Here is a 15,239-nt window from a genome sequence, read left to right on the forward strand (position 1 = left end):
AAAGGAGGAATTCCAATGACTGAACAAATGTCGACCAAGTACGATCCGCAATCGATTGAAAAAGGGCGTTACGATTGGTGGGTCAACAACAAATTCTTCGAAGCCAAACCGGAAAGCGGCAAAACGCCGTATACCATTGTGATTCCGCCGCCGAACGTTACCGGCAAGCTGCATTTGGGTCATGCCTGGGACACAACTTTGCAGGACATCATGACGCGCATGAAGCGCATGCAGGGCTTTGACGCCTTGTGGCTTCCGGGTATGGACCACGCCGGCATCGCGACGCAGGCAAAAGTGGAAGGCAAGCTGAAAGAAGAAGGGCGTTCGCGCTATGATTTGGGCCGTGAAGCATTTCTCGAAGAATCGTGGAAATGGAAAGACCAGTACGCAGGCCATATCCGTGAGCAATGGTCGAAACTGGGCCTTGGACTTGATTATTCCCGCGAGCGTTTCACATTGGATGACGGCTTGTCAAAAGCGGTGCGCGAAGTTTTCGTAAAACTATATGAGAAAAAGCTGATTTACCGCGGCAAATACATCATCAACTGGGATCCGAATACCAAAACCGCCATTTCTGATATTGAAGTTATCTACAAAGATGTACAAGGTGCGTTCTATCATATGCGTTATCCGCTTGCGGACGGCAGCGGCCACATCGAAATCGCAACGACCCGTCCGGAAACGATGCTTGGCGATACAGCGGTTGCGGTTCATCCGAAAGACGAGCGCTACCAGCATTTGATCGGCAAAAAAGTCATCCTTCCGATTATCGGCCGCGAAATGGAAATTGTTGCGGACGATTACGTAGACATGGAATTTGGAAGCGGCGCCGTGAAAATCACGCCTGCACACGACCCGAACGACTTTGAAATCGGCAATCGCCACAACCTGGAACGCGTGCTGATCATGCACGAAGACGGTTCGATGAACGAGAACGCCGGCAAATACGAAGGGCTTGACCGGTTCGAATGCCGCAAGCAGATTGTCAAAGATTTACAGGACTTGGATGTTCTCTTCAAAATCGAAGAGCATTTGCACTCAGTTGGCCATTCAGAGCGCAGTGGGGCCGTTGTTGAACCCTACCTGTCCACACAATGGTTTGTAGACATGAAGCCTTTGGCTGCTGCTTCAGTGGAAGCACAGAAAACCGATGCGGGCGTTAACTTCGTACCGGACCGTTTCGAGAAAACTTACCTGCACTGGATGGAAAATATCCGTGACTGGTGCATCTCACGCCAGCTTTGGTGGGGGCATCAAATTCCAGCCTGGTACCATAACGAAACTAATGAAATCTACGTTGGCCACGAAGCGCCGGCTGACGCTGAAAACTGGACACAGGATGAAGACGTACTGGATACGTGGTTCTCATCTGCCCTATGGCCGTTCTCGACGCTTGGCTGGCCGGAAGAAAACGATGACCTGAGCCGCTACTATCCGACTGATGCCTTGGTTACAGGCTATGACATTATTAATTTCTGGGTATCCCGGATGATTTTCCAGGCGCTCGAATTTACCGGTGAAAAACCGTTTAAAGACGTATTGATCCACGGTCTTGTACGCGATGCGGAAGGACGCAAAATGTCCAAATCGCTCGGCAACGGCGTTGATCCAATGGATGTGATTTCTGAGTACGGAGCGGATTCTCTGCGCTACTTCCTGGCAACAGCGTCATCTCCTGGACAGGATCTTCGCTACTCGAACGATAAAGTGGAGTCTGTTTGGAACTTTGCCAATAAAATCTGGAATGCTTCCCGTTTCGCTTTGATGAACATGGAAGGCATGACTTACGACCAAATCGATCTTTCCGGCAAGAAATCCGTAGCCGATTCATGGATCTTGACCCGTTTGAATGAAACTATCGAACAGGTGACAGAACTTGCAGAACGCTACGAGTTCGGTGAAGTGGGACGCTCTCTTTATAACTTTATCTGGGATGATTTCTGTGACTGGTATATCGAGATGTCGAAACTGCCATTATACGGCGAAGATGAAGAAGCGAAGAAAATGACGCGTTCGGTTCTTGCGTATGTACTGGATAACACAATGCGCTTGTTGCATCCGTTCATGCCGTTCATCACGGAAGAAATCTGGCAGAATTTGCCGCACCAAGGCGAATCGATCACCATTGCGGCATGGCCGACAGTGGATGATTCCCTGACCGACCAAAGCCAGTCTTCGAGCATGAAACTGTTGATGGATGTTATCCGTTCAGTACGGACCATCCGTTCAGAAGTTCAGTCGCCAATGAGCAAAAAAGTGCCATTGACGATCTCGGCAAAAGATGCCAACACGCATGCTGTACTTGAAGCCAATGCAGCGTATATCGAACGTTTCTGCAATCCGGAAACCTTGACGATCGGCCAAAACATTCAAGCTCCTGAGAAGTCGATGTCCGCTGTTGTATCCGGTGCGGAGTTGTTCATGCCGCTTGAAGGCTTGATCGACATAGATGCAGAGCTTGCGCGTCTGAACAAAGAACTGGAAAAATGGGCAAAAGAAGTCAAGCTCGTCAGCGGCAAATTGTCGAACGAACGCTTTGTTTCCAAAGCGCCTGAAGCAGTTGTTGCAGAAGAACGTGCGAAGCAAGCCGATTACGTGGAAAAACACGCAACGGTTGAAAAACGCATTGTAGAATTGCAAAACCTGTAATAATTCGAAAAACCGCTCTCCCATTTGGGGAAGCGGTTTTTTCGTTTTTATAGGGATATTCCGCAAACTAGCTCCGCTTTCCTGCGGGCTTGCGCCGAACTAACTTGGGCTTAGCGCCCAAGTGGATTTCGGCACTTCGCTATCCCGCTGGAGTCTCCGCTAGTTTGCTTCATATTCTATTATTTAAACAACGCAAATGATCATTTTTAAGAACCTCTAAAAAAAGAGTAAGAGAGATGAGGTAGCAGAGACTTGCATGCAGCAACTTCTTAGACTTACTTCGAATTTACATGTTTCTTAGCGACGGAGCGTCCACGGGCTAGGCGAAGCAAGAAGACTGGCGTTCTTTGCCTGGCTTCTTGCGGGAGCCATGCCCAAAGCGACCGGAGCGGTTTGGAAAAGATAAAATTACTTTGGTCCATCTTCCTGGCGGAACGGCGCATGCTTTTCCAGCTTACGTATATGTTCCACCAGCAATTCTACAATATTTTCATCGTGCGTTTCATAGAACGAACGTGCGCCGACGGGGTCTTCGATTTCATTAAACAGATAGCGTCCGTCTTCCAGCAGCAAAAAGTCAATGCCGATATAGTCGCTGTTTAAAGCACGCGCAATCCGTAAGACATCTTTTTCCTGGGCGGCAGTAAGAGTAAACTTCTCTATAGCTCCACCGAGCGAATAATTGGCTTTGAACGAGTTGCCGGAGCTGCGCTTAACGGCACCAACAACTTCTGTGCCAATGACATAGGCACGGACATCCGCCAAATGCTCGACCACCGGCTGGAAAATCAGCGGGGAAGAGGCATCGGGGATTTCTTCAGTGGAATCTAAGAGCCACACTTCAGATCCACCATGGCCGTCTACGGTTTTGGCGACGCACGGAAATTCCAGTGCTTCCCGGTAGGTCGAAACAGCCGGAACACCCAGCAGCAAGAACAATTGATAACTTTGCCATTTGTCGTTGGCGATGCGGTTCACTTCGGCACGGTTCACTAGGCGGATCCCGTGGTCTTCCAAGAGGCGGGCTGCTGCGGGACGGCGTGCACGGAAAAGCACGGTGTCACCGTGCAGCTTATCCACAAGCATTGCCAGGCCATCTTCACTCCAGTCGTCCCACGATACCAGCACAGCATCTCCAAAGCGCTCGAGCTCATCTATAAATCCTTGATTCCGCATGGTATCAGTCGTTTCATAAAGAAGTTTCATCCTAAGTCCTCCAATATATAAGCAATCATGGCGTCTGCAACATTAATGCCTGTGACATTCAGGATATTGCGGATATGGGCAGCGGCATTCACTTCGCACACTAAAGGCTGTTCGTTTTCGCCAAACAGCAAATCGACTCCGGCAAACGTTGCGCCAACTGCATGCGCTGCAGCCAATGCCATTTCCTTTTGGGCAAGGGTCAGCTCGATGGGAGAAGCTACGCCGCCATTGGTAATGTTGGCGCGGAAATCGGTTTCCGAATGACGGTACATGGCTGCAACAATCCGTTCACCGACAATGTTGATGCGGATGTCGCGGCCGCGGCTCGATGCAACGAATTCCTGGAAGACAAAATCGATGCCTCTCAAGCTGTCGACTTTCTCGTAAAACTGCTCTTCGGTTTCAATCAAATACACTTTCATGCCAAATGAGCCGTGGCCTTCTTTGATAATCATCGGCAGTCCAAGGCGTTCGATTACCTCCTCAAAATAACCGGAATCCGCTATAGAGAAGTTCGGATAGACTTTCGGTGCAACAATGGTCCGTGGCATCGGCAACTGTTGCGCGGCGAGCTGGACATATTGTGTGGCTTTGTTGTCGCATAAATCAATGACGGCCGGATCGTTGTAAACCGGAACTCCACGGCTTTTCAAAAAATATCCAAGCAATATATCTTTATCCAATAAAATTGCAAAATCAGGTATACTTAAGTTGACTGATAAATCCATTATAGTTTCGTAATTCTTCATGATCTTTACAGCGATGCCTGCTCTGTCAGCTGCTTCAGCCACAAGCCTGGCTTGGTCTGCAAACTTATCGGAAACTAGGCTTCCGTTGTAAATAACCCAACAACTCGTCATATCCATTCCACCTTCGTGCTATAATCATACTCAAAAAGTGTATCATGTTTACTGCAGAAAAGAGGCTTCTTATGATAATCGGACTCGAACAATATAAAAACAAATGGAATATACATACAGACTCTGCCATTCTGCCTGGCTTGGATGCCATCACCGCTGCACTGGAAGAACTCGAAAATCCCCATCAAACGGGTAGATTCATCCATTTGGCAGGCACTAATGGCAAAGGGTCCACTGCGGCTTTTCTTTCGGCTATCCTGCAAGCGCATGGCCGCAGCATCGGCAATTTCTATTCGCCATGCATCGAGGATCTTCATGATCAAATTCAGATCAATGGCACGCCTGTCAGCTCAGATGAACTTGGCTGGGCCATGCAACAATTGAGTGTAGTGAAGACTCCATTAACTGATTTCGAGCTTTTGACTGCAGCGGCATTTGTCATTTTCCGAAAGCAAGCCCCCGATTTTGCCATCATTGAAGCCGGCATGGGAGGGACGCTTGACAGCACAAACGTCATCGATTCCGAGATTGCCATCATTCCCTCCATCTCCATCGATCACACCAATTTCTTAGGAAATACAATAGAAGAAATCGCTCGCCACAAAGCGGGGATCATAAAAAAATGGAAACCGGTCGTTGTCGGGGATCTGCCAAACGAAGCGATGAACATTGTTCGGGAAAAAGCGGACCGTCTCCACTCGGATGTGATCCTGCCAACCAAATTGGCAGATTCACGTTTAGGATTGAAAGGACCTCATCAGCAAAAGAATGCTGCACTTGCACTCGAAGCCGCCAAAGAGTTGCTTGGTCTGGAATTCGATGAAGAAAAAGCGCAGCTTGGCTTGTCATCGACTAAGCTTGCTTACCGGTTTGAAAAGATCTTGCCGGGGGTTATTTTTGACGGAGCACACAACAAAGCAAGCATCGATGCACTCGTGGAAACAGTAAAAGAAGCATTACCCGACCGTCCCATTCACATCGTTATGGGAATTTTTAAAGATAAGGACTATGTCTACGCCCTGCGCCGGCTTGAAACCATCAGCGACCATTTCACATTTGTTAACTTTGACAATGAACGTGCATTGCCTGCAGAAACTTTATTTGAAGAAAGTAGAAGTAAAAGAAAGACAATTACAAATTTATGTGATATATTACCTGTAAAAGGTAGGAAAGAAGAGACTATAGTCACGGGTTCACTCTACCTCCTGACAGTCCTTAGAAACTATGCGGATACTTTTTTTCAACATTACCAATCCTAATGGCCATTGTGACGCAATGGAGTTAGTTGCCTAGAAAGGGAAGATGATATGGGGAAGAAATTTACTCGCAAAACGATTCTTTGGAGCTTATGGACTCTGGTTGTTCCAGCTGGCTTAGTGGTTGTCTATAATTTTTTCCCACCATCTGTAGCAGATCCATGGAACTTATTGGCCTATATTTTGTTTTTTGTTTTAATGAGCCTGATGCCGATGAACATCAACGGCGCTTCGACGTTTTTGGTGCAATGGGTAACCGTAGCACTTTTCTTGAAATATGGCATTTTTATCGAGATGCTGGTTTCTCAATTAAGCATGTTCATTGTGCTCTACCGAAGCCGGACGAATGAAGCGCAATCGCTGCGGATTCCTTTTAATTCATTAATGTTTTTTTTGATGTCATTAATTGCAGGACTTACATATAAAGCTGCTGGCGGACAAATCGGCTCTTTGGAGCTGTCTCATGTAGTTTTATATGGATTGATTTTCCAAGTGATGACGGTCTTAAGCAATCAGATCATCTATCAAGTTTATGATCGTATGACTGGCAATAAGAATAAATTCTTATCCATTGATGCCATTTGGGATTTCGTCCTGATGCTGGTGATTTTCCCTTATGCCATAGCGCTATATATTTTCGAATCATATATTGGTGTTCCAGCACTGATCCTGCTGGGTGTTCCGTTCTTCATCATGACTGCTGTGCTGAAAATGTATAACAACTCAGAACAGGTAAATATCGACTTGAAAAAAGCTGGGGCAATCGGACATCAGCTGGCTACACGGCTGGAGACCGACGAAGTACTCGATCAGTTTGTCGTGCAGGTCGCTAAAATGTTCAAAGTTGAATATGCCTATGTAATCGATTACAGGGACGACCTGCAGCAGATGCTGCGGGTTTTTGAAAACAATAAATTGCAGCCGCGCGTCATCAAATCTATTCCATATAATAGAGGAATTGCCGGGAAAGTCATCATCACCAACGACTCTTATGTATATGATGAAAAAAGCCAGTGGCAGGATTTGGTCACCGGCAATCTTCCGCAAGACACAGAAAGTTTGATGGCTACCCCCATCGCTCGAAACAACAAAACAGAAGGCGTGCTGGTGCTGGCATCAAAAAAGAAATACGCTTTTGCCAAACACCAGCTGCAAATTTTGGAAATCCTCAGCACTTATTTTGCCGTATCGCTGGAAAAAGCCGGCTATATGCAAAAAGTCATAGCGAAAAGCGAACGTTGCGGATTGACCAAACTTTACAATTACCGCTATTTGGACGAAAGCCTAGAGAGTTGCATTAAAGAAATGAACGAAGGCCGTCTGACGCAATTATCGCTCATCATGATGGACATCGATCATTTCAAGAGCATCAATGACCGGTATGGCCACCAAAGCGGCAACGACATCCTCGTTCAGCTGGCGGATATTTTAAGAGAAGAAATCGGGGACGAAGGAACCATCGCCCGCTATGGCGGCGAAGAATTCGTCGTGCTGCTGACAGATTACAGCAAAGATTTGGCCATGCTGCTCGCTGAAAACCTGCGCAAGCGCATCGAAAAACATGAGTTCCTGATCGAAAGTGATCTTGCCGCTAACCGGGAGCAGCAAATTGTCCATATCACCTTAAGCATCGGTGTATCAACAGCACCGGATGACAGCGATGAAGGCATGTCGCTGATCCGCAATGCCGACCGTGCCTTGTATATCGGTGCGAAACAGGCTGGACGGAATAAAGTTGCGGCATATTCAAAATAAGGCTACAGATGGGTTAATCCTCATCTGTAGTCTTTTTTCCTATTTTGGCCCAGAATATACCCTGGTTTTTAGCAATAAATTTTGAAATTCATGAGAAAACACTGTTCAATAGGGCAGAAACAATGCAATAATGTAGCTAAGTTAAAATTAGATAGAAAGTTTCTTTTAATAGGAATATAAAGGAATATATTCGTGCATGTTTAAGGGGGGATTTGAATGAACATGAATGACAGAGGATTAACTTTGGTTGAAATTCTGGCAGCGGTGGTCATATTGAGCATCCTGTTTATTGGCATCATGTCCATTTTCCCTCAAATGACATTATTTAATGCCAAGACAGAAACGAAATTAGACACGATGAATTTGGCTAGGCAGGAAATGGCGTATATCTCGGGAGAGGCAGGTTGGGTTGGAAAACGTGACCTGGCAGATCCGTCCATTTATGAAAACTTCAAAACCGTTCTGGTAACCCGGATGCCTGCGGCTGGCTACACTGAAATTACAACTACAGATGATTTTATCCGCTACGAAAAAACGGATGGTTACCGATATGAAGCAGATGTTTATTTAAATTGTCAGCCTTTTCTGAAGGAGGCTGAAAACAGTTTGAAATGCAATGACCCCAGTTTATCGCAATTACACAAAGTTCATTTAAAAGTTTATGACGATGGCCGTATAAGCAGCCAAACCTTTTCATACATCAAGTTTATTGTTGAAATGAAGGTTGATTGATATGAAAATCAACGAAAAAGGAATAACCATAATTGAACTTCTTGCTGCGCTCGCTTTAGTATCGATCATTGCTGTCGCAGCATGGACTGCCATGTCGATTGGCTTTAAGCACAGTGTGGTCGAAACCTCCAAGACTCACATTCAACAGGATGCCAATCTCATTATTGTAGAATTATCGAATGCCCATAGAAAAAGTGATAGCTACTCAGTAAAGTTCGAGAACGGACAGCTAGTTTTGAAAACCTGTGATGAGACTGGCTGTGCACCTTTTGAAAGAGTTATAGACAAAAACTACGACTATAATGGCACGTCCATCAATGGAGTGGTTTATACCGGAACTGTTTTTGCTGAACAAATCATACTTCCAAAAGAGCAGCACCATCCGGTCAACTTAAAACTTACTTCAGGCAAGAACTCAATTTCTATCGATACCGTCCTTACGCGAATCATTACCGGCATGTATAAAGGGGGACATAAAAATGAAGCATTTTAAAAATCAGCAAGGCTACGCGTTAGTAATAGTGCTACTGATAGTTGTTTTGTTCTTAAGCATGTCAGCAACGTTTATCGCCGGTTCACTGAATCACGCAAAACAGGAACAAACGGTTGATGTGACAAACCATGCAGTAGCTGCTGCGGAAATGGGAACCCTGTACTTTACATCGGATTTCGAACGGGAGCTCAAAATGCTCAAACAGGAAATGAGTGATCAGACTCAGTTAAAGCTGAATGCCCTGATTGACTGTATCAAGTACCCGCTTGGGACAGCGTGCGATACCGAGGCTGAACGGATTCAGTGGGAAGAAAAAATCGATGCAGATATGAAAGCTTTATATATTGAGCGCATCATGGCTAAAATCGAGGAGTTGAAAGAACAGATCGGAATCAAGACAGTTCCATTTTCTGAAGAACAAATCGATTATTCGGTTCTTGATTTGAAAGCAATCCAGTTGAATAAAGACAAAAAAGATACAGCATTGCCATCTGTATCGGATAAAGAGGTGACGTCCATTGAAATCGAGATGGAGGTCCAGGGCACTTCGGAAGAAATGTTAAAACAATTGGTCGCAACCTTTTTTGTAAGCATACCCGATAGTTTCTTGAATGCTGACGAATCGATCAAAGTGGATACCATTCTCATCACCCAAGACGAAGATATAACCTATGAAAAAATATTCACTTTGGTTCCGCCAACACGATCCTGCACTGATCTTTTGACAAGCGTCGTTGATCAAACAGCTACAGCCCCTTATGAATGTGCGGCCGCAGCAGGAGAGGATTTAAAGGATTTTATTCAGCTGATAAAAAGTAAAAGCCTCGATCCGGCTGATTTCCGCGTTTACACCAATGACTTTAAAGATTATGTCTGTGATAAAAACTGCAACAATCTCAACTTTGAAGGCATTAACCTGGTGGTCCAGCAGAATGACGCTGCCGCTTCCAACAATATGAACAACCTGATCAACGCCAATCTCATCATTAATGGCAAATTGGATGCCGGCAACAACCTAATCAACTTGGGGAAAAATGGCGTCAAACAAACGATCATCGTCAAAGAACTGACGGTAGACGTCAATATTAAAAACATGTATTACACCAATTTTCTTATTCTTGGCTATAATACGCCAATAGAAAATCCGAAAATCGCCAATATCGACTGGAAAAACCACATCGAAATCTCCAATTACTCCAGACTATGCCTGGATATTGATCGCATTGACAGTGCGGATTTAAAGCGCTTGTCCCAGGAAATCGAGTTTTCAGAAAGCGGGGCATTGTCTTATTTTTCAATTGATCCAAACAAGGTCTTTGAACTAAAGACATCTACAAATGCAGATCGAACGGTTAAAATCGGCGGAGTTACACATAAAATGACCGATCTTTACGTTCAACGGGAAGACACTTATTCGACTTTTCTGGAAAACTGCGGTGTTGTGCTGAAAAATACCAGCACTTTGCCGTTGGACGTTTCTGTGCCGAATCCAATTGATACCGATATCGATTTGGAGATCGAATATTAAACTATCGATGAACAAAATAGGAGGATTTACATGATACGCTTATTACTTTTTATCATTTTAGCGGCTGTGGTTTTGCCGCTGGCTTATATGCTTCTCAAACAAGTGCCGCTCGCCAAGCGGATGACCATTGCCGGTGGCGGATTAGCTGCTGCGGCTGCCGCATTGCTGATGCAGGGAGCCTATGCCTGGTATATGGTGGCTTTGGCACTTCTTGGCGTATCGTTTCTGGCAGCGTTCGTCTACATGAAGCTGATAGAGCGAGAGCAAAACGAAAAACAGCGCCTGGCTGAAGAACGCCGTGAGCAAAAGCAACAAAAAACAAAAACGTATTTAGCCACACCGGAAACAGAAGAAGCACCAGCAGTTCCAGAACCGGCGCAAAAACCAAAACCGTTCGGCATGCAGTCGATCGATGCTGAGCGAGAGGAGATTACCCGTGGATAATAAATTATTTGGAATGGCCTTTGCGGCGGTATTCGGCTTAGCGGTTTTTGTCTTTGGAGCGGCCAACGCCGGCGCTTATGCTGTAGACAACTGGCTGTTTCCTACTGAAGAATTTGGCGACAACACCTACATCGGCACGACCGATGTTTCCAATATGGAAGTGGAGTCGGCGACAATGATGTTTGCCGGCCAGTCGGAAACGTGGCGCGCAAATGCGGAACTCCATGTCACTTACCAGGATGCAACGGAAATCTACCCGCTTGAAAATGCTGAAATCCTGTTGGATGAAACGGTCAGAAATGCCGAAACGGGAGCACAAAATAGCTTTGTCTTTAGTTTGTCCCCGGATACGACACGATCGTTTTTAGCTGAATATTTCCCGGTGGCCGATTTTTCTGAAGCGGATGTCGAAGCAATTAATGGGAAATTGGAAACAGCACTTCAAGGCGGGCAAACAAAAACGCAAGTGTCGATCAGCGACGACAGCCTGAGCCTCGACCGTGAAAAAGTGGCGGATGTTGTATTCCCGACCACATTTTCAAGCATCGGCAGTTCAACGGTCATAGATGCCTTGAACGGTGTTCAACTCGCGCCGGGTGCTCAATTTTCATTTCTTGAGTTTATTGCTCAGCTTTCAGTGACGGATGTCAGCGACGAGGAATTGACGCAAATTGCTTCCGCCATTTATGGCGCACTGCTCCAAACCAATTATCTGGTAGATGAGCGCAGCATCGGTTCGCAAGTGCCTGCATCTATTCCACTGGGCCAGGAAGCGGCGATCAACCGGCAACTTGGAATCGACCTAGTTTTCACGAACCCGAATGACAGTTCATTTACCTTGAACCTGACAAAAGCGAGCGATTCTTTGAACGCGTCGATTACAGGTTATCCATTCGTGTATTCGTATGCGATCGACTTGACCGAACAAACCGATATCCAACCGCGTTTGATCAAGCAATACAGTGCGTTTGTGACGAGCGGCAACCAAGTTGACGAAATCGGGGTGTCCGGAACACGCCTGAATGTTACCCGCACCATTTACGATGGCAATGAAACCGTGGAAGTCGAAACGGTATCAAACGATTTTTATCCGCCAATCCACCGCGTTGAAGTTTACCCGCTAGCTCTGCCAGCAGCCCCGGAAGTAACAGTTCCGGTTGCTGGTGAGCCTGGATTTATCGATGTCAACGGCGACGGCATCCATGATGGCACGACCACTGTCCCGACAACTGGGCAGCCTGGATTTGTGGACGCAGACGGAGATGGTGTCCATGACGGAACAGTAACTTCTCCAACAGCCGGCCAGCCGGGATTTGTTGATGACAATGGCGACGGCATCCATGATGGAACGACTGCAACGCCAACTGTCCCGACAGTCGGACAACCCGGATTTATTGATGAAAATGAAGACGGCATCCATGATGGAACACCGACGACACCAAACGTTCCGACAGACGGCGAACCTGGGTTTATCGATGAGAACGAAGATGGCATCCATGATGTACCGGCAGCCAACGATCCAGCTGAAGAGCAAGATCCAGTAGATGAAACGCCTGAATACGACAAAGGCGGAAAGCTGATTACAAAGTAAGTGTTAGAGAGGAGAGATCGAAATGGCGATTGTCAGAAGAAGGTTAGGCGATATTTTGGTCGAACAGGGGTTATTGACGCAAGAAGATCTGCAGGAAACGCTGAAGGACAAGCAAAACGATCAAAAGCTGGGTGATGCCCTGCTGCAGCGAGGCATCATCACCGAGCAGCAACTGATTGAGACGCTGGAAGTCCAGCTTGGCATCCCGCATGTATCGCTGTTCCGCTATCCATTCGATCCGATGCTGTTCAACGTGGTGCCCAAGGAATTTGCCAAGCGCAAACTACTGGTGCCGCTTAAGACGGAAGGCGACCGGCTGTTTATTGCCATGACCGATCCGACGGATTTCATCACCATTGATGATCTCCGGCTGACGACCGGCTTCCAGATCGAGCCGACGATTGCTTCCAAAGAAGATATCGTCCGGACCATTGCGAAATATTACGATGAAGAATCATATGACGAACTGTTGGAAGAGTTGCCGCAAATAGCGGAAGAGCAGCAAAGAGAATTGAACGATCTGGATGCGCCGATCGTCCGGCTGGTCAACCAAATCCTGTCGAATGCCGTCTCGCAAAAAGCCAGCGATGTCCATTTTGATCCCCAGGAAAACCGCGTTCTCGTGCGTTACCGGATTGACGGCACGCTGCGCACCGAGCGGATCCTGCCAAAAAGCATGCAGCAGATGATCACAGCGCGAATCAAGATTTTGGCGAATTTGGACATTACCGAAAATCGCATTCCGCAGGATGGCCGGATTAAGACAACAGTCGACTTCCGTGCCATCGATTTGCGCGTGTCGTCCTTGCCGACAGTTTTCGGCGAGAAAATCGTTATGCGGATTTTAGACTTGAGCCAAAACCTTACGGATATATCGAAACTTGGCTTTAATGATGTAAACATGGAGCGCTTTATGCACGAAATCGACAAACCGAACGGCATTATCCTTATTTCCGGTCCGACCGGTTCCGGTAAATCATCGACGCTCTATGCGGCGCTGAACAAGCTCAATTCAGAAGAAGTCAATATTATCACGGTCGAAGATCCTGTCGAGTATCAATTGGAAGGCATTAACCAGATTCAGGTGAACGCCAATGTCGGCTTAACGTTTGCAGCCGGTTTGCGGTCGATTTTGCGGCAGGATCCGGACATTGTCATGGTTGGGGAAATCCGCGACAAAGAAACGGCTGATATTTCCATCCGGGCTTCGTTAACCGGGCATTTGGTGCTGAGTACGATTCACACCAACGATTCGATCGCTTCCATCACCCGTCTGATGGATATGGGCATCGAGCCTTTCCTAGTGACGGCGTCTTTGAATGCCGTCGTGGCACAGCGTTTAATACGGCGCGTCTGCAGGGATTGCCGGGAAATCCAGCCGGCTACTATACGGGAACGAGCGATTTTTGCTAAACGCGGCATCACGGTCGAAACCATTGCCCGCGGCAAAGGCTGTCCGCAATGCAATATGAGCGGCTATAAAGGCCGTATGGCGATCCACGAAGTTCTGGTGGTGGACGATGCAATCAAAGACATCATCAACCGCGGCGGCACCGCAGCAGAAATCCGTGAAATCGCTGTCCGGAATAAAACCATCTTCCTCATCGATGACGGTTTACTAAAAGTAAAGGAGGGCATGACAACGACGGAAGAAGTACTTCGCGTTGCCATGACAGACTAGCCTATGCCTACTACATTTATCGATAACGTATTGACCGAAGCCAAAGAACGCAATGTTTCCGATATCCATATGACGACTGGCATCCCACCGATTTTCCGTATGAACGGCACCTTGATCCAGTTTGGCGAAGAAAAACTGATGCCGGACGACACCATGGCAATCGCCAAAGCGCTGATGCCCGAATCGTTATGGGACACATTCCTTGAAAAAGGAGAGATGGATTATTCCTACTCGATTGCGGGTGTGGCACGTTACCGGGTCAACTCATTCCATCAGCGCGGTTCGATTTCACACGCTTTCCGGACCATTCCATCCAGGATTCCATCCATTGACGACCTGCAAATGCCGGATACGTTAAAAAAATTGGCGGATACCCACCAGGGATTGATCCTCGTGACCGGTCCGACTGGTTCCGGCAAGTCGACAACGCTTGCCGCTATGATCCGCTATATGAATGAACATATGACCAAACACATCATCACACTGGAAGATCCGATCGAGTATATGCACAAGCATGGCACCTCGGTCATTGACCAGCGTGAAGTCGGCTTTGACACAAATTCATTTGCCAACGGCTTGCGTGCAGCACTCCGGCAGGATCCTGATGTTATTTTAGTGGGGGAAATGCGGGATTTGGAAACAATCACCACCGCCATCACCGCTGCCGAAACGGGCCACTTGGTTATGGGCACACTGCATACTTCGAGTGCCGCTTCGACCATCGAGCGGATCATTGACGTATTTCCGCACGAGCAGCATGCCCAAATTCGGACGCAGCTTGGCGGCATCATCAAAGCGGTCATCTCCCAGCGCCTGCTGCCAACTGCAGATGGCAAAGGGCGGGTAGCGGCAACCGAGATCATGATTTCCAATCCGGCCATCGCCAACTTGATCCGTTCTGAAAAAGTCCATCAAATTCCGAACGTTATTTTGACCAACCGTGCGTCCGGCATGCACATGATGGAAACGTCTGTGCAGGAGCTGTTGAAAAAAGGCAAGATCACGCGTGAAATTGCGCAGCCTTACTTGAAAGGGGCGGAATAA

The 15,239-nt window shown here is 47.0% G+C and carries 12 protein-coding genes; 10 read left to right on the plus strand and 2 right to left on the minus strand.

Going from position 1 to position 15,239, the window contains the following annotated elements:
- Positions 1-15 precede the first annotated feature (15 nt).
- A complete protein-coding gene (locus tag QOZ98_RS13540; protein WP_308787953.1) occupies positions 16-2,649 on the plus strand; it encodes a valine--tRNA ligase in 2,634 nt (877 codons plus the stop codon).
- A 408-nt stretch (positions 2,650-3,057) separates the two neighbouring features.
- Here QOZ98_RS13540 and QOZ98_RS13545 read toward each other — a convergent pair whose 3' ends face one another.
- Positions 3,058-3,855, minus strand: coding sequence for an ATP-grasp domain-containing protein (locus QOZ98_RS13545; protein ID WP_308787954.1), 798 nt, complete (start codon positions 3,853-3,855; stop codon positions 3,058-3,060).
- Positions 3,852-4,715, minus strand: a complete 864-nt coding sequence (locus tag QOZ98_RS13550) for an ATP-grasp domain-containing protein (protein WP_308787955.1) — start codon at positions 4,713-4,715, stop codon at positions 3,852-3,854. The genes QOZ98_RS13545 and QOZ98_RS13550 overlap by 4 nt, the downstream gene beginning before the upstream one ends.
- Before the next feature lie 71 nt (positions 4,716-4,786).
- On the opposite strand from QOZ98_RS13550, the gene QOZ98_RS13555 reads away from it, so the two are divergent.
- The 9 genes from QOZ98_RS13555 (at position 4,787) to QOZ98_RS13595 (ending at position 15,239) form a co-directional block, all read left to right on the plus strand.
- A complete protein-coding gene (locus tag QOZ98_RS13555; protein WP_308787956.1) occupies positions 4,787-5,974 on the plus strand; it encodes a bifunctional folylpolyglutamate synthase/dihydrofolate synthase in 1,188 nt (395 codons plus the stop codon).
- Between the two features lie 48 nt (positions 5,975-6,022).
- Complete coding sequence (locus QOZ98_RS13560; protein WP_308787957.1) at positions 6,023-7,726, plus strand: sensor domain-containing diguanylate cyclase; 1,704 nt, start codon at positions 6,023-6,025, stop codon at positions 7,724-7,726.
- Positions 7,727-7,942: 216 nt separating this feature from the next.
- Complete coding sequence (locus QOZ98_RS13565) at positions 7,943-8,458, plus strand: PulJ/GspJ family protein (RefSeq protein WP_308787958.1); 516 nt, start codon at positions 7,943-7,945, stop codon at positions 8,456-8,458.
- A 1-nt stretch (position 8,459) separates the two neighbouring features.
- On the plus strand, positions 8,460-8,951 hold the full coding sequence (locus QOZ98_RS13570) for a type II secretion system protein (RefSeq protein WP_308787959.1): 492 nt from the start codon (positions 8,460-8,462) through the stop codon (positions 8,949-8,951).
- Entirely contained in the window at positions 8,938-10,479 is a 1,542-nt protein-coding gene (locus QOZ98_RS13575) for a hypothetical protein (RefSeq protein ID WP_308787960.1), read from the plus strand. Before QOZ98_RS13570 ends, QOZ98_RS13575 begins: the two co-directional genes overlap by 14 nt.
- A 30-nt stretch (positions 10,480-10,509) precedes the next feature.
- Positions 10,510-10,923, plus strand: a complete 414-nt coding sequence (locus QOZ98_RS13580) for a hypothetical protein (RefSeq protein ID WP_308787961.1) — start codon at positions 10,510-10,512, stop codon at positions 10,921-10,923.
- Positions 10,916-12,514, plus strand: a complete 1,599-nt coding sequence (locus QOZ98_RS13585) for a VanW family protein (RefSeq protein WP_308787962.1) — start codon at positions 10,916-10,918, stop codon at positions 12,512-12,514. The genes QOZ98_RS13580 and QOZ98_RS13585 overlap by 8 nt, the downstream gene beginning before the upstream one ends.
- 22 nt (positions 12,515-12,536) lie before the next feature.
- Positions 12,537-14,195 (plus strand): GspE/PulE family protein, encoded by a 1,659-nt coding sequence (locus QOZ98_RS13590; protein ID WP_308787963.1) that lies wholly within the window; start codon positions 12,537-12,539, stop codon positions 14,193-14,195.
- Between the two features lie 3 nt (positions 14,196-14,198).
- Entirely contained in the window at positions 14,199-15,239 is a 1,041-nt protein-coding gene (locus QOZ98_RS13595) for a type IV pilus twitching motility protein PilT (protein ID WP_308787964.1), read from the plus strand.

The sequence above is a fragment of the Planomicrobium stackebrandtii genome, from assembly GCF_030814955.1.
Taxonomy (GTDB): domain Bacteria; phylum Bacillota; class Bacilli; order Bacillales_A; family Planococcaceae; genus Planococcus; species Planococcus stackebrandtii.

Bases quoted from the DNA above. Each gene is read 5' to 3' on its own strand.
- QOZ98_RS13555 (WP_308787956.1), top strand. From the start codon at position 4,787: ATGATAATCGGACTCGAACAATATAAAAACAAATGGAATATACATACA.
- QOZ98_RS13575 (WP_308787960.1), top strand. From the start codon at position 8,938: ATGAAGCATTTTAAAAATCAGCAAGGCTACGCGTTAGTAATAGTGCTA.
- QOZ98_RS13560 (WP_308787957.1), top strand. From the start codon at position 6,023: ATGGGGAAGAAATTTACTCGCAAAACGATTCTTTGGAGCTTATGGACT.
- QOZ98_RS13565 (WP_308787958.1), top strand. From the start codon at position 7,943: ATGAACATGAATGACAGAGGATTAACTTTGGTTGAAATTCTGGCAGCG.
- QOZ98_RS13540 (WP_308787953.1), top strand. From the start codon at position 16: ATGACTGAACAAATGTCGACCAAGTACGATCCGCAATCGATTGAAAAA.
- QOZ98_RS13580 (WP_308787961.1), top strand. From the start codon at position 10,510: ATGATACGCTTATTACTTTTTATCATTTTAGCGGCTGTGGTTTTGCCG.
- QOZ98_RS13550 (WP_308787955.1), bottom strand. From the start codon at position 4,715: ATGACGAGTTGTTGGGTTATTTACAACGGAAGCCTAGTTTCCGATAAG.
- QOZ98_RS13570 (WP_308787959.1), top strand. From the start codon at position 8,460: ATGAAAATCAACGAAAAAGGAATAACCATAATTGAACTTCTTGCTGCG.
- QOZ98_RS13590 (WP_308787963.1), top strand. From the start codon at position 12,537: ATGGCGATTGTCAGAAGAAGGTTAGGCGATATTTTGGTCGAACAGGGG.
- QOZ98_RS13595 (WP_308787964.1), top strand. From the start codon at position 14,199: ATGCCTACTACATTTATCGATAACGTATTGACCGAAGCCAAAGAACGC.
- QOZ98_RS13545 (WP_308787954.1), bottom strand. From the start codon at position 3,855: ATGAAACTTCTTTATGAAACGACTGATACCATGCGGAATCAAGGATTT.